This is a genomic window from Nocardiopsis sp. EMB25 (assembly GCF_026797795.1).
Classification (GTDB): Bacteria; Actinomycetota; Actinomycetes; order Streptosporangiales; family Streptosporangiaceae; genus Nocardiopsis; species Nocardiopsis lucentensis.
This window is the reverse complement of the sequence record NZ_JAMTDN010000001.1, coordinates 4,643,041-4,663,888: the sequence shown is the minus strand read 5'-3', so window position 1 is coordinate 4,663,888 and position 20,848 is coordinate 4,643,041. Positions and strand designations below refer to the sequence as shown.

Below are 20,848 nucleotides of genomic sequence, written 5' to 3'. Positions count from 1 at the left end.
GGCCGATACTCGTAGGGGCCCGGAGTGCGTCGGGCCGGTGCGGACGGGAGGGGCCGGGTGGACGGGGACGTGACGGGAACCGGCGGCGCCGAGGGGCGCTACGCGGGCCGGATGCGGATCGCGCGGATCGGCATCATGTCGACGATGATGTTCGGCGTCGTCTCGATCCTCGGTTGGCCGGTGGTCGACCTCCTGGCGTCCACCGACCTGGAGGGGGCGCCGCCCTGGTCGCCGGTGTGGCCCGTGGTCACCGTCGTGCCGACCGCCGTCACGCTCGGCGTCATCGTCTGGCGCCGGGTCAACGAGCGGCGGAACGCGGAGCCCCGGCTCTTCTGGAGCTCCCTCGCGCTGGCGGTGCTGACGTACGCGCTGACGGCCACCCCGGTCTTCGGTCTCGTCGGTCTCGCCAGTTGGTGGGGGATGGCGGTCCTCGCGGTTCCGCGCCGGCGCGCGGTGTGGGTCAGCGCGGTCCTGCTGGTCCTGCCCTGGGCGCACCTCCTCCTGTTGGGGCCCCACCTCCACCCGGGGCTGTTCGCGGTGTTCTGGCTCGTGGAGATCGTGCAGGCCCTCGTGGTGGCGGGTGCGAGCCTCACCTCGATCTGGCTGTGGGACGTCACCAACGAGGCGGTGGAGGGCCAGCGGGCGCGGGCCCGGTTGGCGGTGACGGAGGAGCGGCTGCGGTTCTCGCGGGACATGCACGACCTGCTGGGCCACAGCCTCTCCGCGCTCGCGGTCAAGTCCGAGCTCGCGGGGCGTCTGCTGGAGCCCGCGCCCGCGCGGGCCGCCGCCGAGATGGCGGAGGTGCACGCGTTGGCGCGGCGGTCGCTCCAGCAGGTGCGGTCGGCGGTCAGCGGCTACCGCGAGGTGAGTCTGGCGGAGGAGGTGAGGTCCGTGACCGCGCTGATCGGCGCGAACCGGACCGAGGTCACGGTCACGGGACTGGACGGACTGTTCCTGCCCTCGCGGACGCAGACGCTGGCCGCCTGGGTGGTGCGCGAGGCCGGGACCAACGTGGTGCGGCACGGTGACGCGGCCCGGTGCGAGATCGGGTTCACCCTGACCGGGGACGTCGTCTCGGGGACGGAGGCGCTCGTGGTGGAGGTGGCCAACGACGGGGCACGCGGCGAGCCGGGGACGGGTGCGACGTTCGGCAACGGCCTGTCGGGGCTGTCCGAACGGGTCGCGGCGGGCGGCGGCTCGCTGTCGGCGGCGCGGACGGGCGACGGCGGCTTCCTGCTGCGCGCGGTCCTGCCGCTGGACCGGAGACCGGCGGAGGGCGCCGTGTCCACGGGGGGTGAGCTCGTGTGAGCGGCGACGTCGGCGCGCACGCGCGCGAGGCTTTGGCGCCCGACGCGCGCGGGGAGCAGCCACCGGAAGAGCGCGGAGCTCCAGTGCCCGACGCGTGGGCAGGCTCCGCGCCGGAGGCGGACGGAGGTACGGACGCGGGCGGCGACCGGAAGATCCGTGTCGCGCGGCGGGCGCTCGTGGCCTCCACGATGATCCTCGACGTCCTGTTCGTCCTCTTCCCGCTCATCGACGTGGCGACGTCGGCGGCGGAGGGGATCGTCCTGTGGCCCTCCCTCGCGGCGGTGCCCCTGGGGATCGGCTGCGCCGCTCTGCTGCACGTCCTCTTCACGGGCTGGCTCGACGGACGGCGCGACCCCGCCCCGTGGGCCTACTGGGGCTCGACCGCCCTGCTCGTGCTCTGCTGCGCGGGGCTCCAGGACCCGATCAACGTGGTGATCCTGATCGCCGCGTGGTGGTGCGTCGGGGTGGTCGTCGCCTCCCGGCGGCGCACGTCGTGGGTCACCGCCGGGCTCCTCGCCCTGCCCTGGCTGCTCATCCCGACCACGCAGGCGGACGTCCGGTTCGTCCCGTTCCTGGTGGTGTGGCTGTTCGGGGTCGCGTACGCGCTGATCCTGGCCGGGGGGATGATGATCTGCGCCTGGCTCTGGGAGATCGTGAACGACGCCGTCGCCGGGCAGCGGGCGCGGGCCCGGCTCGCGGTCATGGAGGAGCGGTTGCGGTTCTCACGGGACATGCACGACCTGCTGGGGCACAGCCTCTCCGCGCTCGCGGTCAAGTCCCAGCTGGCGAGTCGGCTCGCCGAGCGCGACCCGGGACGGGCGGCCGTGGAGATCGCCGAGGTGCGGTCGCTGGCGCGGACGTCGCTCGCGCAGGTGCGGTCGGCGGTCAGCGGGTACCGGGAGGTGGACCTGGCCGAGGAGGTGGAGTCGGTCGGCGCGGTCCTGCGCGCCAACCGGACGGAGGTCTCGGTCACCGGTCTGGACGGGCTGGAGTCGCCTCCGGGGGCGGCGGCGCTGGCCGCGTGGGTGGTGCGCGAGGGGGTCACCAACGTGCTGCGGCACAGCGACGCCACGCGCTGCCGGATCGGGTTCACCCGGACGCGGGACGCCGGCTCGGGGACGGAATCGCTGGTGGTGGAGGTGGCCAACGACCGGGCGCGGCCGGGTGGGAGCCGGGAGTCGGCGTCCTCGGGGAACGGTCTCTCGGGGCTGTCGGAGCGCGTCGCGGCGGGCGGGGGCACGCTGTCGGCGTCGCGGACCCCGGATGGCGGCTTCCTGCTGCGGGCGGTCCTGCCGCCGTAGCGGACGCGCCGGCCGTCGCTCGCCGTCCCGGGGCTAGGGCCTGTTTCTTGGAACGGTCACCCGAGGGGGTGTCGTTCGGGCGCCGGCAGGGTTGTGCAAGACGAGTCGAGCCGCGAGCGAGGAACGAGCGACAGGCGAGGACGAGGATGAAGAATCCCTGCCTTGAGGGCGCCCGAACACGGTCCGAAGCGAAGCGGAGGACCCAAAAAACACCGCCTAGATGCGCTGACCCGAGAAGTTCGGCCCGCGCAGTGTGTACGAGCCGCCCAACGGCGGCCCGAACGGGCCGGAGGGCGTCGCCGCCCCGGACACGGGCGCGGGCGGGGGCGGCCGCGTCGGCTCCGGGAGCAGCCTCGGCTCCGGGAGGAGCGGGTGGTCGGTGTCGGGCAGTGATCGGCCGCCGCCCGTCCCGCCCGGGCGGGGTTCGGGTGGGGGCGCGGTGTCCGCGCCGACAGTGCGGTGCGGCGCCCCGGCCGAGCCCGCGGCGGGCGGGGGAGACGCGAGGGGGCCGCTCCCGGCGGCGGTCCCGGGCCCGGAGCCGTGGACCACGCCGAGCACGTGGTCGATCTCGGCGGGGCTGAGCGGCCCTTCCGCGTCAGCCACGGCGATGAGCACCTCGGTGTACAGGTCGATCTCGTCCAGTGCGACGCGGTCGTGGAGATTGAGCGCATCGCGAGGGTGGGCGCCGGAGTCGTGGTCCACGTGTGCTCACCTCCCGGAGGGCTGCGGTGCCGCGGGGCGGGTGACGGGACGCTCGGTCCGGTCCGGCGTGATGCGGGCGCGACGGACCCGGACCACGGGGCGTGAGACCCCCCAGGCTACGCCGAGTACGACCGGTCGCACATGACCCGTGCGGACCAGTGCCCGGCTCACCCGGTCTAGTCAGGGGTGGTGCACCACCCACCCCCTCCGTTCTACCGGCCGGTAGTCACCTCGGTCCAGGGCCCCGGCGTCCCGCCGGGGCAGACCGTGGTCACCCGCGCCAGGTGACGTCCCTGTGTTGGACGGCGTAGCCCGCGTACGCGGTCGGGGTGTGCTCCAGGACGGCGCGGTCGTCGTCGTTCAGCTCCCGGATCACGCGGCCCGGAACCCCTGCCCAGAGCGTGTCCGGCGGCACTGTCTTGCCCGGGGGCACCAGGGAGCCCGCGGCGACGAGCGCCCCCTTCCCCACGCGGGCGCCGCCGAGGACGATCGCGCCGATCCCGATGAGGGCCCCCTCCTCGACGACCGCGCCGTGCACCATCGCCTTGTGGCCCAGGCTGACGTCGTCGTGCAGGATCGCGGGCTGGCCGGGGTCGGAGTGCATTCCGCACTGGTCCTGGATGTTCACCCTCCGGCCGACCACGATGTCCTCGGTGTCGGCGCGCAGGACCGATCCGTACCAGACGCTGCTCTCGGCCCCGAGCCGGACACGGCCCACGACGACCGCGCCGGGCGCGACCCACGCGCTGGGGTCGATCTCCGGTTCCCCGAACGGAGCCCCACCGATCATCGGCCCGGCCGAGGCGCCGCTCGGGTGTCCGTGGGTCGTACTGTCCATGTCGGGTCCTCCATATGTGTTTCCGGTGTGCGTGATCCCGATGACGGCCCGAAAGTATCGCGCCGGGGGAATCGGCCGGGGCACGGCGCAACGACGCGCCGACCGGAGTTGACCGCTGAGCCCCGCACGGGGATGATCGCGCATACCTTAGAGAGGAACGTGACCAGGGTCCACACGGTGATGTACCCGTCGAGGTTATTGACGGGCTGGTGTCACCCGGGTCTACCTTGGTCGTTTGGACGGTGTCCACGACGTGACGCTCCGCGCGTGGCCGGTGCCCCCATCCGGTCGGCGCGGCGAGGCGGGACCACCCGCGGGCGCGACCCGGATCACGGGTCCGATGGGTGCTTCGCCAACAACTGGGTACGGGGCAACTCTCACCTTCTGCGACGCGCAGCCGGACGGTGTTAAGGACATGAAAGGCACTTGAGCGAAATGTTGCCGGGCGGCGGACTGCAACAGGACAGGTTTCCGACGGTGCGCAAGGGCGGCTACGACAAGGCGCACGTCGACGACTACTTCGTACGGATGGACAACCAGTTCAAGGACCTCCGCGAGCGTTTGCAGCGGCAGGACGACGAGCTGGAGCAGTACAAGCGCGACCTCGCGATCGAACGTGAGAAGAACCAGGTCAAGCCTGAGCACGAACAGATCAGCGAGCGCATGGCCGAGATCCTGAGGATCACGGAGGAGGAGGCCGCGGAGCGTCGCGCCAAGGTCGACGCCGAGGTCAAGGAGGCCCGGAAGAAGGCCGAGGAGGAGATCGCCAAGCAGCGCAAGGACGCTGAGCAGCACGCCGAGCGGATCGTCTCCTCCGCGCGCGGGGAGGCCAACGAGATGGTCTCCAGCGCGAAGAAGGAGTCCGAACAGCTGCGCGACCAGGCCAAGGCGGAGGGCGACCGCCGCCTGAACGAGGCCGACGCGCGCGCCAAGAAGATCCACGACACCGCGGACCGCAGGCTCGCGACCCTGACGGCCACGCACGCCGAGGCGCTGCGCCGCCTCAAGGACATGCACTCCACGCTGGCCGACCTGGTGACGGCCGAGGACGAGGCGGGCGCTCTGGAGTCGGGTCTGACCCGCGAGGAGACCACCACCCCCGCCTCCGGCACCTCCGCACCGGGGAAGGCCGCCGGGCCCGCCTCCGACGCGGCGAAGACCGCTTCGGCCAGGGACACCGCGGCCAAGCCCGCTCCCGCCAAGGACGCTCCGGCCAAGGAGGCCCCGGGCAAGGAGGCCTCGGGCAAGGACACGCCCGCCGAGACGGCTGGGCCGGCTCGGTCCGCCAGGCCGGCGGAGGCGCCCAAGCCCGCCGACTCCGCCAAGCCCGCCCAGGGTGCTGCGAAGGCGCAGGGCGCTGAGGAGCCGACCACGAAGCTGCCGCCGGTCAAGCCGGAGGCGGACGAGCCGACCACGAAGCTGCCGCCGGTCAAGCCGGAGGCGGACGAGGCGACCGTGCGCATCACCCCGGTGTCCCAGCCGGGGCAGGCACCGCGGCCGGGTGGCGGCAAGGGTGACGGGACGGCTCCGGGGGCCCCGCAGGCCGCCGCTCCGCCCACGGGGGCACCCGTCTCCGGTGTCCCCGCTCCGGGCGCTCCCGCCCCCGGGGCGCCCGTTCTGGGAGGTCACGGTGGGCCGAGCGGTCCCCAGCGGCCCGTGACCCCGCCGAGTGGCGCGGCCGACACGGACATCACCGGTGTCTACAGCCGTCCGCAGTCCGCCCAGCCGCAGCCGCCGGCCGCGGGGCAGGAGGGTGTGCGGATCATCCGCAACGAGTAGCGCCGCGGTCGCACCCGGCCGAGGGCCGGGCGACAGGGGGTGGGACCGCCGGTCCCGCCCCCTAGGGCGTGTTCGGTGGACACTCGCCCTGCTGCGCGACGCCCCGGCACAACTCTCGCCGCGTTCTCATCAGTCGACAGCCAACCCCGGGCGGGCCCCCGCTGTGCGACACTGCGGAGCTCGCGAAGCGGAGCACAGTAGGGGAACTCCTTCTTCGGCCTTGCGAGAGCCGCACCGGAGACGCCGCTCGCGACGGGCGGCATCCACCGAACGCGCCCTTGCCGTTTTGTGGCCGGATGTAGGGTGACGTCCGCCTTGTCGCAGGCTGTCGGCTACGATGCCGACAGCCATGATGATACGCGCGGCCATCCGGTCCGACCTCGGTGCGATTCTGCGTCTGCTCAGGGAACTCGGCGGTACCGCCGACACGCAGGGCGCGCACGTTCGCATGTCCTCCGCCGCGGTCCGCGCCTGGACGCGGATGGAGAACGACCCGGACCGCACGGTGCTGGTCGCCGAGGAGCGCGGACAGATCATCGGCACCCTGGACCTGCTCGTCGTCGCCAACCTGACCCACGACGCCCAGCCCTGGGCCGTGGTGGACAACCTGGTGGTGGACCCGCAGCGGCGCGGAGGCGGTGTCGGCCGGGCCCTGATGGAGGACGCCCTGGACCGCGCGACCCGTGCCGGGTGCTACAAGGTCGAGCTGTTCGCGCACGAGAGCCGCGACCGCTCCTCCGGCTTCTCCGCGGCCCTCGGCTTCGGCGTCTCCGCCGAGGGCTTCCGCCGCTACCTCTGAGGAACGCGCTCGGGGGCGCTCCCGCCGCGCAGCGGCACGCCCCTCATGAACAGCACGGCGACCAGCCCGATCACGGCGACGGGGAGTCCCGCGACGAACACGCCCTGCATGGCGTGGTCGAACGCGCCCACGATGACGTCCCGGACGGGGCCGGGGAGTGCGTGGACCAGCTCCGGGGAGCCCTGCGCCGACTCCGCCGCACGCGCCAGGCTCTCCGACAACTCCTCGGCCTCGGCGGCCCCCGGCCCGTCCTGGGCCGCCACGTCCGCACGTGCCGTCGCCGCCGCCTGCGCCAGCTCCGTGTCGAGTCGCGCCACCATCACCGCGCCCAACGCGGCCACTCCCGTCGACCCGCCGAGGTTGCGGAAGAAGGTGAGGGTGGCCGTGCCCGACGCGAGGTCACCGGTCGGCAGGGCGCTCTGCGTGGCGAGCAGCAGGAGCTGGAGGTTGAGGCCGATCCCGAGGCCGACCAGTGCCTGACCGACGACGACCGTGGCCAGATCGGGCAGCACCTGGCCCAGACCGGGCAGCACCTGGCCCAGGCCGAGGACGGCGAAGCCCGTGACGGCCAGCGCCATCCCCGTGACCGTGTACCCCTTCCAACGGCCGTTCCCGCTCACGGCGAAGCCGGAGCCGATCGACGTGACCAGGAACGACACGACCAGCGGCAGGGTCATCAGGCCGGAGACCGTCGGGGACGCGCCGTGCACCATCTGCAGGTACTGCGGGAGGTAGATGATGAGACCGAACATCATCACGCCGACGCAGACCGAGCCCGCCGAGGCGAGGACGAACGTGCGGTCGCGGAACAGCCGGATGGGGACGATCGGGTCGGCGGCGCGCCGTTCGACGAGGACGGCGGACACGGTCAAGAGCACCGCTCCGACGCCCAGGGCGATGGCGGTCGGCGAGGTCCAGGGGATCTGGGATCCGCCCAGGCTCAGTAGCACGATGAGCGTGCTGGCGGCGCTGAAGACCAACCCGGCGCCCAGCCAGTCGACGGGGGCCCGGTGGCGCGGCCGGGCGGGCAGGGTGAGCATGACCTGGATGACGACGAAGGCGACGACGGCCAGGGGCACGGTGATGAGGAAGCACCACCGCCAGCCCAGCGGACTGTCCACGAGGAAACCCCCCACCAGCGGTCCGAGGACGGTGGACACGCCGAAGACCATGCCGATCAGTCCGCTGTAGCGCCCGCGTTCGCGCGGCGGGACGACGTCGCCGAGGATGATGTTGGGCAGTGTGGCCAGGCCGCCGACGCCCAGGCCCTGGAGGGCGCGGGCGGCGATCAGCGAGTTGACGTCCTGGGCCATCCCGGCGGCGAGCGAGGCGACGATGAAGACGCCGAGCGCGATCTGGAAGAGGAGCTTGCGTCCCCACACGTCCGAGAGCTTGCCCCACACGGGCGTGGACGCGGTCATGGTCAGGAGGGCGGCGGTGGCGACCCAGGCCAGGCGGTCCTGCCCGCCGAGTTCACCCATGATCGTCGGCAGCGCGGTCCCGATGATCGAGTTGGTGAGCATCGAGGTGAGCATGGCCAGGACCAGCCCGACCATGATCCTGCGCACGGCGGGCCGGGAGGTCGTCGCCGGGGAGTCCGACGTGGCGGGGCCGGGGGACGGGGCGGAGGTCTCGAAGGTCTCGGGGGTCGTGGCGGGGGGTCGCCCGCCGGGTTCGCGCTCGTCTCGTACCGACTGTTCCATGGGTCCCCCGAATCCGGACGCGCGAATAGCCCCGCGGCTGAGTGCCGGGGGCGGGCGTCCATGGTCCGGTATATGTAAACGCTGTTGACCTGTCAAATCGATATCTGTCCGACGTATCGGTGTGCGTCGCGGCCCCAGAGGTGTCAACCTGGATATCCGACAGTCAGTTCGCGGCCGCCGAAGGGTGTGCACATGGTCCGTCCGGAGGAAACCGGAGGCGGCTCCGCGCCAGCGCGCGGGCGTGAGGCGACGCGTGCCCGCATCCTGGAGAGCGCGCGGGAACTGTTCACCAGTGAGGGGTACGGCGCGGTCTCCTCGCGGATGATCGCCGCGCACGCCGGTGTCAACGTGGCGCTGATCAACCGCTACTTCGGCGCCAAGCGCGGTCTCCTCACCGAGATCCTGCGCGAGGACGGCGTCTTCCCCGGGCTGATCTCAGGTGATCCCGGCACTCTGACCCGGCGCCTGGCCGAGCACGCGGTCGGCCGCCTGTACGGCGAGGGGACGGCGTTGCAGCGCGCCCTCGACCACTCCTCCGGGGACCCCGAGCTCCAGGCCGTGTACGAGGGGCGGCTCAAGTCCGCCATGCTCGAACCCCTCTCCGCCTACCTCGGGGGCGACGAGGCGCCGGTCCACGCCTCCCTGGTCGCCGCCGTGCTGCTGGGCCTGACCCGGGTGCGGCTGATCGAGGGGGCCACGGCGCTGCGCGCGCACGATCGGGCGCGGCTCACCGACCGGGTTCAGGCCCTGCTGGACCTGTGCCTCGCGGACTTCGAGACCGAGGACGAGTGAACCCCGGCGGCGCCGGGCCGCCGGAGTCGGGGGACGCGTGTTCCGGTCAGGCCAGGGCGGACAGGCCCGTGACGATGAACGCGACGGCGGGAACCGGCAGGATGAAGGCCCAGTACTGCATCGGCACGAAGAAGAACGTGTGCGCGTTGCGGTGGAGCACCGGTTGTCCGGTGGCCGGGTGGAATCCCTGGCGCGGGGCGTTGAGCTTCCTGCCGAGGAAGAAGACGGCGACCGCCGCGGGGAGTAGGCCGATCCCGGCGCCCATGGGGTCGGCGCCCTCCCCGATGAGGGTCATGGCGGTGAAGGCGCCCAGGCCGCCGAGCGGTGCCGCGATGAGCAGGACGAGAATGCCCCGGCCTCGCCAGATGAGCATGTTTTCCTCTTGTTGGGGGAGGGATGTGGGTTACGGACGATGCATCAAGCTACCGGAGTTACGTCCGTTATAACGCCCAGTTTGTCGGTCGTGACCGATTGCGGCCATGGGGGGCACGTGCATCCGCTCATGCCGAAGCCCGTGCCGACTCACGGGCCGCCGCACCGTCCATAAACAGAAAACAAACTTATCCATTGTCGGGGTGCGGCGTATCTTGGGTCACACCGGAACACTGGCGGAGGCTCACCGAACGGGTGCGGCGCGCACCCCGAACGGAGGAACAGTGCAGTCCGAGCAGTCCGAGACCGTACTCACCGGCGGGCGCGTGGTCGACGGGACCGGTTCCCCCGCCCGTGCCGCCGACGTCGTCCTGGCGCGCGGCCGCGTCAGCCACATCGTTCCGCCCGGCGGGGCCAGGAGCACGGGGGAGTACGTCGACGTCGGCGGGCTCGTCGTCGCGCCGGGCTTCATCGACATGCACGCCCACTCCGACCTCGCCGTGCTGGCCGACCCCGCCCATGAGGCCAAGGTCCTCCAGGGCGTCACCCTGGAGGTCGTCGGGCAGGACGGACTCGGCTACGCGCCCGTCACCGAGGCCACCGCCGACGAGATCAGCGGCCGGATCGCCGCGTGGAACGGCACACCGCACCTCGAACGCTCCTGGCACGGCGTCGGCGAGTACCTGGACCTCGTCGACCGGGGCGCTCCGGTCAACGTGGCCTGTCTCGTCCCGCACGGCAACGTCCGCATGGCCGTCATCGGGGACGAGGACCGACCGCCCACGCGCGCCGAGGCCGAACGGATGCGCGAGATCGTCGCCCGGGGCATGGCGGAGGGCGCCCACGGCCTCTCCACCGGACTGACCTACACCCCCGGCATGTACGCCACCGACGACGAGATCGTGGATCTCCTCGAACCCGTCCGCGTGGCGCGCGGCTACTACTGCCCCCACCACCGCAACTACGGATCCCACGTCGTGGAGTCCTACCAGGAGTGCCTCGAGGTCGCCCGCCGCGCCCACGTCCCCCTCCACCTCGCGCACTGCCACGTCAACTACCCCCGCAACCGCGGGCGCGCCCCCGAGGTCCTCGACGCCATCGACGAGGCCACGGTCCGGTACGGACTCGACGTCACCCTGGACAGCTACCCGTACACGGCCAGCGCCACCTACCTGGCCGCCCCGCTGCCCAGCTGGGTCCAGGAGGGCGGTGCCGCGGCGACCCTGGACCGGTTGCGCGACCCCGCGATCCGCGCCCGCGTCCTGCACGAGGTCGAGGTCGAGGGGACGGACGGGAACCACGGCGTACCGCTGGACTGGGCCACCGTCGTGGTCACGGGTGTCGGCGACCCCGCCCTGTCGTGGGCGGTCGGTTCGCCGGTCGCCGCGCTCGCCGAGTCGCGCGGGGCGAAGCCCGGCGAGCTCTTCCTCGACCTCCTCGTCGCGGACGAGCTGCGGTCCGGTTGCCTGATGGAGGTCGGCAACGAGGAGAACGTCCGCACCGTCATGCGGCACAGCTCGCACACCGGCGGCAGCGACGGCATCCTGGTCGGGGACCGCCCCCATCCGCGAGGGTGGGGCACCTTCCCCCGCTACCTCGGCCACTACGTCCGGGAGCTCGGCGTCCTCAGCCTGGAGGAGTGCGTCCGCCACCTCACCTCACGCGCGGCCCGCAGACTCGGCCTCACCGATCGGGGCGTCGTCCACGTCGGGGCGGTGGCGGACCTGGTGGTCTTCGACCCCGGCACGGTCGCGGCCGGAGCCACGTACGACGAGCCCCGCCGGGCGCCGGTGGGTATCGAACACGTCCTCGTGGGCGGCGAGTTCACCGTCCGCGACGGCCGCCGCACCGACCGGTCGCCGGGTCGGTCGGTGCGCGGACACGTCGGATAGGGACGGCGGGACCGGTTCCGTCCGGGGCCGGGGTCCGTGCGGACGCCGGATGTCAGCCGATGACGATCGCGCCCGCCAGGACCGGATTCCCGAACCGCACGGTCCCGTGTCCCGAGGCGAGCGCGCGGCTGCCCTGGCAGCTGGTCCCGGAGAAGAGCGCGAACCGGACGTTGGCCTCGGAGTCGATCTCCACGACACCGCCCTGGCCGGTCTTCAGCGTGCGGCAGCCGCCGTTGCGGACCGTCTGCTCGAAGCCCGACTCGAAGGTGATCCGCACCGTGGCGGCGTCGTCCTCCCCGTTCGACATCCCGGAGACCGCTCCGGCGATGGTGGCGGACATGGTGGCGAGGTTGGCTGGGCGGATCGGCACGGGGTTCCCCTCTTCGGCCGTGCCCGTTCGCACGCGTGAGCGGCCGGTGGGCACGGAGACGGTTACTCTGTGTCATTTAGCTACAGGTTCAGGCGAAAGGGCGGGAACCCCGGCGGAGTGTCGGGTGATTCGTGCGACAGGTGGAACGGCTCCGGAGCCCCGGGCGTCGGAGGGTAGGATCGGGGCGCTCGGACGGAGCGGGTTCCGCGCCGCAGGCGTCCATCGGGGGCGCCCGCCCCGCCGCGGAGCGCGGAACCGGAACGGGCACTGAGTGAGCGGAGGAGGTGGCCGGGGTGACACTGCTGCTCGCCCTGCTCGAATTCCTCCTCCTGGGCCTGTTCCCGACCGAACTCGTGCCCGAGCCCGGATCCCTGGTGCTGCTGGCCGCCCTCGGTGCGGCCCTGGCCCTCCACGTCCTGTGCGGCATCGGCCCCTGGCCCGCGGCGGACGCCGCGAGCACCGTGGCGCGTGCGATGCGCCGCAGGTCGGAACGTCTGCCCGTGCTCACCCTGTGTGACCCGGACGCGGCGGGCAGGCCCCGCCCCAGAGCCCCGGGCGCGGCCCTTCCGGCCGCTCGCTGACCGAACCCGTGCGCTGACCGGCTTCGCGCGCCCCACGGCGCGCTCCTCCGGTGCGCCCGCGCGCCTTTCGCGCACGGGCCCCTGCTCACGCGCCTTCCGCGAGCGGCCAGACGTCTGACCCACCCCACACGGACGAAGGGCCTCACCCTTGTACGGATTCGGGCCGATCGCGGCCGCCGTCTCTCTGCTCTCGGCGGTACTCGCCGCCCTGACCTCGTTCCTCACCCCGCTCGCCGGAGGGTTCGCCGCCGGAGCCGCCGTCGTCGTCCTCACCATGCTCGTCCGACTGCTGCTCGTCCCCCTGGGCGTCGCCCAGGTACGGGCGGAGAAGGCCCGGGCCCGGATCGCGCCCCGCTTGGCCGAACTCACCGCCCGACACAAGAACGATCCGACGCGGCTGGTCGAGGAGCAGCGGAAGGTGTTCGCCGAGGCGGGGACCTCGCCGCTGGCGGGCTGCCTTCCCGGGCTGGCTCAGGCGCCGGTGCTCATCGCCGTGTACGGCCTCTTCACGGGCGCCGCGGTCGCGGACGAGCCGTTGCTGGAGCACACGTTCGCCGGCGTCGAGTTGGGCTCGACCCTGGGCGCGGGCGCGGACGGGTTCCTGATCGCCCCGGTGTTCGCGGTGCTACTCGTGCTGCTCGCCGCGCTGGCGTGGGCCAGCCGCCGCTACCTCGTGCTGCCGTCCATGGCGGCCGCCCCGTCGGGGCGGCCGCCCGTGGCGGCGGCGCTGTCGTGGATCGGATTCCTGCCCGTGGTGATCGCGGCGTTCGTGCCGCTGGCGGCCGGGCTGTACCTGGTGACCACGACCGCCTGGACGCTCGGCGAACGGCTGCTGCTGCGCCGACTGCTGCCCTAGGCGGTGTTCTCGGGGTCCTGCCGCTTCGCTTCGGACCGTGTTCGGGCGCCCGAACGGTGACCCCCTCGGGTGACCGTGCCAAGGAACAGACCCTGGGGTCCCTCATCTGGCGGGGGTCCCCGACCGGGCCGTGCGGGCGACCAGGAACAGGAACAGGCCGCAGGCGGTCACCAGGATCCAGCCCGGACGGGACGCGTGCGCGAGTTCCGCCGGGCTGGCCCCGGCGACCAGGCCACCCGCGAGGGCGATGCCGAGCGCGGCGCCGAACTGGCGCGCGGTGGACGTGATCGCTCCGGCCACGCCCGCGCGGTCGGTGGGGAGCCCGCCGACCGCGGTGGTGGTGATCGGGGCGTTGGCGAAGCCGAACCCGACGCCGATGAGCGCGTGGGCGGTCAGCAGCAGCGGGACCCCCGTGTCCCCGTCGAGGCCGACGAGGCAGAGTCCGCCCGCCGCGATGAAGCCCCCGGCCAGGAACAGCGGAGGGCGCGGCCCGAACCGGCTGACCAGGTATCCGGACAGGGGTGCGCAGACGGTCGCCCCGGCGGCCAGGGGCAGGACCGTCAACCCGGCGTCCAGCGCCGTCCACCCCCGGGCCTGCTGCAGGTGGAGGGTGTTGAGCAGCAGGGTCGCGTTCAGGGCGACGAAGACGGCGACGGCGCCGAGGACCGCGCCGCCGAACACCGGGCGACCGAGCAGGCGCGGGTCGATGAGCGGTTCGCGTCGTCGGGACTCGACCCGCACGAAGCCGACCGTCACCGCCGCGGCGCAGGCGTACGCCGCCAGCATCGGGGGCGACGTCCAGCCGACGTGCGGCCCCTCGATGAGGACCCCGACCGAGAGCGCGATGACCGCGGTCAGCAGGACCTGGCCCGGGACGTCGAGGCGCCGGGGCCGCCGGGCCTGGGACTCCGGAACGAACACCGCGCTGAGCGCGAGGGCGGCGACCACGACGGGAGCGTTGATCCAGAACAGCGAACGCCAGCCGAGCGCCTCCACGAGCGCGCCGCCCATGACGGGTCCGGCGGCCATGCTCAGCCCGAAGACCGACGCCCAGACACCGATCGCCCGCGCCCGCTCCCTCGGGTCGGGCATCGCGTTCACCACGATCGCCAGGGCCACCGGGCTGAGCATCGAGGCGCCGACCCCCTGCACGGCGCGGGCCGCCACGAGGGCGCCCAGCGACGGGGCGAGCGCGCAGGCGAGCGAGGACGCGCCGAAGACGGCCAACCCGATCTGGAACACCCGTCGGCGCCCGAAGCGGTCCGCCAGGGCTCCAGAGGAGATCAGGAGGCCGGCCAGGACGAGTGTGTAGGAGTCCACGGCCCATTCGAGGCCGCGGGTCCCGACGTCCAGGCCGTGTCCGATCGCGGGCAGGCCCACGTTGACGATGGTGGTGTCCAGCCCCACCAGGAACATGCTCAGACAGCAGACGGACAGGACCGTCCACCGTCGTCGTGCGCTCAGGTCGGGTGGGGCTGGGTGGGTGGTCGCGGTCACGCTGTACCTCGCGGGGTCCGGGAACGTCGGTCCGGCCATGGTCGGGTCGGACCGGGCTCCGCGGCCAGCGAACGTGCCGGGACGGCACGTCGGCCGGGCTAGAACTCCACGGTCACGCAGGCGAGGCGGTCACCGGCGCTGCCCGCCTCGCCCGCCTCCGTGCTCGTGTGGTGCTCGTGGAGCACGACCGAGTTGGCCTCACCCTCGCGGAACTCCCATGGGACGGTGGCGGACGCGAACCCGTTGCCGGTGTCGTCGCTGGTGAAGTCGAGCCACACCTCGTTCTCGGGGTTGGCGTAGGCGGGGTCGGTCGACGGTTCGCCCTCGCCCGCGGCCGGGTCCACCTCGTTCTGGTAGTGCGGGCCCGCCGCCGCGGGGTCGTCGCCGCAGGGCTGGGTGTGCACGTGGGCGCCGAAGTCCCGGTTGGGCTCCAGACCGGTGCCGGTGAACTGCACGTACGTCTCGCCGTCCTGGACGCGGACCTGGATGTCGGAGGTCGCGCCCTGGGGAACGGCGGTCTCGTCGTAGGTGATGGCGGCCTCGCTCTCGCCGGGCGGCATGAAGATCGACGCGGTGACACTGGGGGAGGCCGTGGGCTGGAGGGTCGGCGCGTCGGTGGCGGTGGTGTCGCCGCCACCGTTCCCCTCGGTGCCGGAGCCGCCGTCGGCGCATCCGGTGGCGATGAGCGCGGTCAGTACCAGACCGACGGTGAGCGGTGTCGTGCGCATGACGGGACTCCCGGTGTGATCGCTGTGGTCGACCGCAACGTTACCCAAGGTGTCCCTTGTATAACTAGGCGTGCTGGTCGTGGTGCGTCGGGGCCGGGAACGGGGTCCTGAGGTCGAAGGCCTCGGGGGAGGGGCCGTTCGTCCGCAGCAGGTCGAGCCGTCGCTTGGCCTCGCCGACTGTGGGGAGCGTACCGGTCGGGATCCACCACAGCACCACGAAGGCCTCGCGCATGCGCTCGAACCACTCGCGCCGCCTGCGGAGGAAGTCCAGGTGGTCGCTGCGGTAGGTGAAGTCCCACAGCGCGTCGACGTCCTCCCACACGGAGAAGTTGAGCAGGAGGTCCTCGCCGAACGGGCGCAGGTTGGTGGCGTCCTTCTCGCCGTCCTCGATGAACCGCCAGACGAAACCGGGGGAGGCGTCGGCGAGGGCGTTGATCGGGTCGAGCGCGTCGGTGAAGTCCTTCATCGACGGGTCGTCGAGCGGCGCGCGGAGGACGGCGATGTTCAGTTGGGCGAGCTGGTACGCGGGGGCGGGGGTGGGGTTGTCCATGGGGCCAGCACACCACGGCCCCGACTTCTATGTCAATCTCCATTGTTTTTGGAAACGACCACGCAGCACCGGCCCGGAACCGGGGCCATCCGAGCGCGCCCGCCGTCCTCCCCCCGAGCCTCCAGCGCTCCGCGCAGCAGCTCCAGGTTCAGCCCGCAGGCCAGGGGCGGGAACTCCCGGGCGAGCGAGTGGAACGGGCAGTTGCGCAGCCGGAGGCCGTCCTCGGCGTCCTCCGGCTCGTAGCCGCGCTCACGCAGGAACTCGGGGAGCGGGGTGTCCCCGCCCTCCGCGCCGACCCGCTTGCCCTCCGCCCTGGCCGCCGCGTGCAGGGCGTCCTCCGCGCCGTGCCGGTCCACCGCCTCCGCCAGCACGCGCGCGGCGAGTTCGTAGTCACGGGGCGGCAGATGCAGGGACAGCTCCCGCCCCGAGCGGCGGTAGAGCTTGGCCGGGCGACCCGACCCGGGGCCCTCGCGCCCGCTCACCTTGCGGCGGGTCACCTCCAGCAGCCCCGCGTCGACCAGCCGGTCCAGGTGGTGGGCGGCCAGCGTGCGCTGGAGCCCCAGGGCCTCGGCGGCCCGGCCCCGGCTGACGTCGCCGTCGGAGGCGGCGACGTACTCGTACAGCCGACGGCGGACGGGGTCGGCGAGGGCGTGGGCGGCGTCGAGCGAGGTGTGGTCCATGCGTCCATTGTGCGACCCGCGCCCGACCGGCGGCGGGGTCGCCGGTGGTGGCAGACTGGAGGCGACCCACGACCCCTGCCGAACAGGCGACATGCGAACGATCAGACGCGGCGGCGAGCACGAGACCGAGATCCGCAAGTCCCGGTTCATCTGCGCGCTGGCCAGGGTGGACAGCGAGGACGCGGCCCGCGCCTTCATCGCCGAGCGGCGCAGGGAGCACTGGAACGCCAACCACAACTGCACCGCCTACGTCCTGGGCGAGGACGGCGGAGTCCAGCGGTCCAGCGACGACGGGGAGCCTGGGGGAACCGCCGGGGTGCCCATGCTGGAGGTCCTGCGGCACCGGCGCCTCACCGACACGGTCGCCGTGGTCACCCGCTACTTCGGCGGGGTGAAGCTCGGCGCGGGCGGTCTCATCCGCGCCTACGGCAACGCCGTGTCCGCCGCCGTGGACGAGTTCGGGGTCCTGGAACGGCGGAGACTGCTGGTCGTGGACGTGTTCGCCGACTACGTGCTCGGCGGACGCCTGGAGAGCGACCTGCGCGACTCGTCGCTGGTGGTGCGCGACGTCGCCTACGAGGACCGGGTACGGATCGAGGTGGCCCTGCCCGAGGCCGATCTGCCCGACTTCGGTGTCCGTCTCGCCGAACTGACGGGTGGACGGGCGGAATACGAGGTCCAAGGTGCCACGATCGTCGAGGTGGACCCCTGATCCGGCGGCAAACGACGTTTACACCTCCGTAACGAGTCGCCGCCCGACCGTGCCGGTGCGATCGGGCGCCGCTTAGGATTTGCCGTATACGTCATCGTTCGTGGGGAGTCACGTTCATGCGCAGCTCACGCGCGCCCCAGGTGCTGTCCTGTGGTCTCGTGGTGCTGCTGGTCGCGGGCTGCACCACCGACGCCGACCCCGAGGAGCCGCCCGCCCCCGAGCCCACGGGCGAGCCCACGCCGCTGCCGACCGCGTTCGACGGCGCCGCCCCGCCGGGGGTCGACGGTGAGGTCCTGCGCTTCCTCCACGGGGAGGAGGCCGACGTCCCCGACATCCTCGACGACCCCCTCGGAGTGCGGATCAGCCCCGTCGGGACGGCCTTCCTCATCAGCTCGGGCGGCGCGGACCGGCACCTGCTGCACGACGCGGCCACCGGGGACACCCTCTGGGAGGGCGAGGCGAGGTTCCGCGGCTTCGACACCGACCAGGCGGGCGCCCCCGTCATGCGGATGACCGACGACGACGGCCCCTACGTCCTCGACGCGCGTGGGGAACGGGTGTGGGAGCCCGCGGAGGAGGGTGACGCCTACCTCGACGGCGTCGCCGTGCGCTACCCGGACGAGTGGAGTTTCGACGACCCCGGGGGCGAGTACGCGGTCCTGGACGTCGACGGCGCGACGCTGTGGGAGTACGCGTTCGACGCGCCGGCGCCGGAGGACGTGGAGCCCTCCGCGGAGCCCGACGAGGAGGCCACCGGGGAACCGGACGGGGACGCCGCGGACGGCGGTGACCGCGCGGACGAGGACGTGCCCGTGGCGGGCGTCCCCGTGACCGCGTGGGACGGCGGGGTGCTGGTGGCCCCCGGCGGTCCCGTCCTGCGCGCCGCCTCGCTGGACGAGGACTCGCCCGGCGAGGAGCTGTGGTCGATCAGCGGGGTCGACGAGGACCTGGGGCGGTCCGCCTCCGCCCCGGCCCCGGTTCCGAGCGTGCTCGGCCGTTACACGCTGCCCGGGGAGTCGGACGAGGGCGCCGAGGGCGGTGAGTCGGGCGGAGACGTCCTGATCGTGCGCTGGGCGGGGCGTGAGGAGCCGTCCACGCTCGCCGCCTACGACCGCGAGGACGGCGCTCTCCTGTGGGCCCTGGAGGAGCCCGGCCCCAACCCGGTCGGTGAGCCCTTCGACCCGGCGGAGGGGGCGGGCAGCCTCTACGACGACGCCACGGGCACCCTGTTGCTCCCCCAGGCGAGCGGTGAGGCGACCCTGGTCGCCGTCGACCTCGCGCGGGGTGAGGTCCTGTGGGGCCTGGAGGAGGACGACGTGTCCATCGCCCCCGCGTTCACGCACGACGGACTCGTCTACGCCGACTCCAGGAGCAGCGACGGCGGAGGCGAACAGCTGGTCCTGGAGGCGGACACGATGGACGTGGTCGCCGAGGACCCGCCCGCCTACGTCGAGGCGGTGAACGAGAGCGGTCACGCCATCCTCGTGTGGGACCGGCAGCGCTTCGTCTACGGTCCGCCGCCGGACGAGGAGCCCTCGTCGGAGCCGACGGAGGACCCCTCGCCGACGGACGACCCCAGCTGACACCCCGCTCCGCGGAACCGGTCCTCACCCGGCACGGCCGGTACGTGGTCACGCGCGCCCGTGACGTCGAGGTCCTCAAGCGCGTGCCCGTGGCGCACGCTGCGCATCCCGCTGAGCGGTCAGGACCGCCGCTCGGGCATCCGGACGACGACTCTGAGCCCGAGCGCTCCGGTGTCCACCGTGCCGTCCTCGTGCGCCTCCCACTGCCAGCGTGCGGTACGCGAAGTACCGGCGGCGACCACGATCACGTGCGGCGGCAGGTTGGTCAGGACGTGCTCGTCGGCGGGACCGAGGGCGCGCGGCACGAACACCACCTCCGGCCGTTCGGGGCCGGGCTCCACGCCCTGGACGGGGTCGGGCGCGACCACGGTCGGGATGGTGTTCGGGACCAGCGCGTGCAGCGGGCGGCCGGGCTTGAGCACACGGACGGTCAGTCCCGCGGCGTGCAGCTGGTCGGCGACCACGCGCACCGTGTCCGCCGCCAGCCGTTCGTCGCCGCCGACCGCCAGCAGGCCGCGCAGGCGGGTGAAGTCCACGTGGACGAGCATGTCCGTGCCCTGCTGCCTGCCCAGGCACACCAGCACGCCCTGGACCGCCGTCTCCACGGAGGTCAGCGTGGCCGTGCCGAAGTGGACGGGGGTGGCCGGACCGCGACCGCCGCCCTGGCGCCAGGTGGTGGCGTCCACGACCCGCCAGGACATCGACGGCGGTGTCGACCCGGCGGGTACGACGGCGGTGGTCTCCGTGGACGAGGTCAGCAGGGCGACGGGGCGGACGGGGCCGTCCGTCGCGGCGGCGAGCAGGTCGGCGTGGGCCGCTCCCGCGCGGCCGGCGGCGTCGGGGTCCGCGGCGATCATCTCGGTCGCGGCGCGGCGCTCCTTGGCGGCGGAGGCCGCACGGGCGGCGCGGGGCTTCTTCGGCGTGCGCCACGGCAGCGCGGAGAGCTTGCGGAACGGCCAGGCGACGGCGGCGAGGACCGGCTGCCAGAAGAGCGTGAGCAGGGTCAGCAGGATCAGACCGGCCGCGCCCGCGCCGAGGAGCTTGGGGTCGATCTTCGGCTCGTCCTCCTCGGGGGTGAGGTCGGTGACCTGCTCCGTGGGCTCCTCGGTGGGCGGCGGGGTGTAGGCGGGCGGTGGCGGGGGCGGGCTCGGCGGGGCGACGCCCAGGGCGTTGGCCTGGTCGACGGCGACGACGCACAGGGGGTCCAGGCCCGTGTACACACCCTCGCCGCCGGAGTCGAAGGGGACCACGAGCCGCCATCCGGGGAGTACCGCGCGGTCCTCGCCGAGGGCGCCGCCGTCGGCCTGGGCGCGTCCGGCGTTGAGCTCGTAGATCTCGTCGGCGCGCTCGGGGTCGCCCAGGATCAGGTCGGCGATGGCCTCCAGTCCGGGTGAGCCCTCGGGGACGACGTAGTAGTACACCTCCGGACAGATGTCGTAGGTCGCCGCCCCGGTGCCGGTCGTCGTGTCGGTCCCCGTGGTGCCGCCGGTCGCGGTGTCCGCGTGTGCGGGGGCGGCGACCGCCGCGAGGAGGACCGAGGCGAGGGCGGTACCGGTGACGAGGGCCGAGACGCCGCGCAGCGCCCGCGTGGTGGCCGACGGAGGCGCCGGGGGTCGTGCCGCCGCGATCAGGGTCACTGCTCTCTCCTGTGGATGACGTCGCTGGTCGGGGGGTTTCGAGGAGGCCGTCCCAGAAGATTCCGCCGGGCTCGGGGAACCGCACTCGCTCTGGAGGCATCTGTTCACTCTGGGACGTGTGAGTCTATGATGTCGAATTCGCACCCCTTCCGAGGCACTGGCCCTCGA

20 protein-coding genes are annotated in these 20,848 nt (G+C 73.2%); 10 read left to right on the top strand and 10 right to left on the bottom strand.

Annotation, left to right across the window (positions count from 1 at the left end):
- The first annotated feature begins 69 nt into the window (after positions 1-69).
- A complete protein-coding gene (locus tag KIK06_RS20430; protein ID WP_268644725.1) occupies positions 70-1,308 on the top strand; it encodes a sensor histidine kinase in 1,239 nt (412 codons plus the stop codon).
- Positions 1,305-2,609 (top strand): sensor histidine kinase, encoded by a 1,305-nt coding sequence (locus tag KIK06_RS20425; RefSeq protein WP_268644724.1) that lies wholly within the window; start codon positions 1,305-1,307, stop codon positions 2,607-2,609. Before KIK06_RS20430 ends, KIK06_RS20425 begins: the two co-directional genes overlap by 4 nt.
- 216 nt (positions 2,610-2,825) lie before the next feature.
- On the opposite strand, the gene KIK06_RS20420 is transcribed toward KIK06_RS20425, so the two are convergent.
- On the bottom strand, positions 2,826-3,311 hold the full coding sequence (locus KIK06_RS20420; protein WP_268644723.1) for a hypothetical protein: 486 nt from the start codon (positions 3,309-3,311) through the stop codon (positions 2,826-2,828).
- 271 nt (positions 3,312-3,582) lie between these two features.
- Complete coding sequence (locus KIK06_RS20415) at positions 3,583-4,149, bottom strand: gamma carbonic anhydrase family protein (RefSeq protein ID WP_017600525.1); 567 nt, start codon at positions 4,147-4,149, stop codon at positions 3,583-3,585.
- A 435-nt stretch (positions 4,150-4,584) separates the two neighbouring features.
- Here KIK06_RS20415 and KIK06_RS20410 point away from each other — a divergent pair, with 435 nt between their 5' ends.
- A complete protein-coding gene (locus tag KIK06_RS20410) occupies positions 4,585-5,928 on the top strand; it encodes a cell division protein DivIVA (RefSeq protein WP_268646090.1) in 1,344 nt (447 codons plus the stop codon).
- 349 nt (positions 5,929-6,277) lie between these two features.
- A complete protein-coding gene (locus KIK06_RS20405; protein ID WP_017600528.1) occupies positions 6,278-6,727 on the top strand; it encodes a GNAT family N-acetyltransferase in 450 nt (149 codons plus the stop codon).
- Here the strand turns inward: KIK06_RS20405 and KIK06_RS20400 are convergent.
- Complete coding sequence (locus tag KIK06_RS20400; RefSeq protein WP_268644722.1) at positions 6,718-8,430, bottom strand: MDR family MFS transporter; 1,713 nt, start codon at positions 8,428-8,430, stop codon at positions 6,718-6,720. The two genes, KIK06_RS20405 and KIK06_RS20400, sit on opposite strands and share 10 nt — an antisense overlap.
- A gap of 192 nt (positions 8,431-8,622) precedes the next feature.
- Here KIK06_RS20400 and KIK06_RS20395 point away from each other — a divergent pair, with 192 nt between their 5' ends.
- Complete coding sequence (locus KIK06_RS20395) at positions 8,623-9,222, top strand: TetR/AcrR family transcriptional regulator (protein ID WP_017600530.1); 600 nt, start codon at positions 8,623-8,625, stop codon at positions 9,220-9,222.
- A 46-nt stretch (positions 9,223-9,268) separates the two neighbouring features.
- Here KIK06_RS20395 and KIK06_RS20390 read toward each other — a convergent pair whose 3' ends face one another.
- Positions 9,269-9,595 (bottom strand): hypothetical protein, encoded by a 327-nt coding sequence (locus KIK06_RS20390; RefSeq protein WP_268644721.1) that lies wholly within the window; start codon positions 9,593-9,595, stop codon positions 9,269-9,271.
- 283 nt (positions 9,596-9,878) lie between these two features.
- On the opposite strand from KIK06_RS20390, the gene KIK06_RS20385 reads away from it, so the two are divergent.
- On the top strand, positions 9,879-11,486 hold the full coding sequence (locus tag KIK06_RS20385; protein WP_017600532.1) for an N-acyl-D-amino-acid deacylase family protein: 1,608 nt from the start codon (positions 9,879-9,881) through the stop codon (positions 11,484-11,486).
- 52 nt (positions 11,487-11,538) lie between these two features.
- Here KIK06_RS20385 and KIK06_RS20380 read toward each other — a convergent pair whose 3' ends face one another.
- The gene (locus KIK06_RS20380) at positions 11,539-11,856 is read right to left on the bottom strand and encodes a hypothetical protein (protein ID WP_268644720.1); all 318 of its coding nucleotides are present in this window, start codon (positions 11,854-11,856) and stop codon (positions 11,539-11,541) included.
- A 293-nt stretch (positions 11,857-12,149) separates the two neighbouring features.
- Here KIK06_RS20380 and KIK06_RS20375 point away from each other — a divergent pair, with 293 nt between their 5' ends.
- Together KIK06_RS20375 and KIK06_RS20370 are read left to right on the top strand one after the other, a co-directional pair.
- Entirely contained in the window at positions 12,150-12,437 is a 288-nt protein-coding gene (locus tag KIK06_RS20375) for a DUF6412 domain-containing protein (protein ID WP_268644719.1), read from the top strand.
- Positions 12,438-12,585: 148 nt separating this feature from the next.
- Entirely contained in the window at positions 12,586-13,293 is a 708-nt protein-coding gene (locus tag KIK06_RS20370) for a YidC/Oxa1 family membrane protein insertase (protein WP_268644718.1), read from the top strand.
- 102 nt (positions 13,294-13,395) lie between these two features.
- Here KIK06_RS20370 and KIK06_RS20365 read toward each other — a convergent pair whose 3' ends face one another.
- The 4 genes from KIK06_RS20365 to KIK06_RS20350 form a co-directional block, all read right to left on the bottom strand.
- Positions 13,396-14,790 (bottom strand): MFS transporter, encoded by a 1,395-nt coding sequence (locus tag KIK06_RS20365; protein ID WP_268644717.1) that lies wholly within the window; start codon positions 14,788-14,790, stop codon positions 13,396-13,398.
- Positions 14,791-14,888: 98 nt separating this feature from the next.
- Entirely contained in the window at positions 14,889-15,518 is a 630-nt protein-coding gene (locus KIK06_RS20360; RefSeq protein WP_017600538.1) for a superoxide dismutase family protein, read from the bottom strand.
- A 64-nt stretch (positions 15,519-15,582) separates the two neighbouring features.
- Positions 15,583-16,068 (bottom strand): DUF3291 domain-containing protein, encoded by a 486-nt coding sequence (locus KIK06_RS20355; RefSeq protein WP_268644716.1) that lies wholly within the window; start codon positions 16,066-16,068, stop codon positions 15,583-15,585.
- A 32-nt stretch (positions 16,069-16,100) separates the two neighbouring features.
- Positions 16,101-16,748, bottom strand: coding sequence for a helix-turn-helix transcriptional regulator (locus KIK06_RS20350; RefSeq protein WP_268644715.1), 648 nt, complete (start codon positions 16,746-16,748; stop codon positions 16,101-16,103).
- Between the two features lie 91 nt (positions 16,749-16,839).
- On the opposite strand from KIK06_RS20350, the gene KIK06_RS20345 reads away from it, so the two are divergent.
- Together KIK06_RS20345 and KIK06_RS20340 are read left to right on the top strand one after the other, a co-directional pair.
- Positions 16,840-17,460, top strand: coding sequence for a YigZ family protein (locus KIK06_RS20345; RefSeq protein ID WP_268644714.1), 621 nt, complete (start codon positions 16,840-16,842; stop codon positions 17,458-17,460).
- Positions 17,461-17,576: 116 nt separating this feature from the next.
- A complete protein-coding gene (locus KIK06_RS20340; protein ID WP_268644713.1) occupies positions 17,577-19,043 on the top strand; it encodes an outer membrane protein assembly factor BamB family protein in 1,467 nt (488 codons plus the stop codon).
- A 119-nt stretch (positions 19,044-19,162) separates the two neighbouring features.
- Here KIK06_RS20340 and KIK06_RS20335 read toward each other — a convergent pair whose 3' ends face one another.
- Positions 19,163-20,680, bottom strand: a complete 1,518-nt coding sequence (locus KIK06_RS20335) for a hypothetical protein (protein WP_268644712.1) — start codon at positions 20,678-20,680, stop codon at positions 19,163-19,165.
- Positions 20,681-20,848 lie beyond the last annotated feature (168 nt).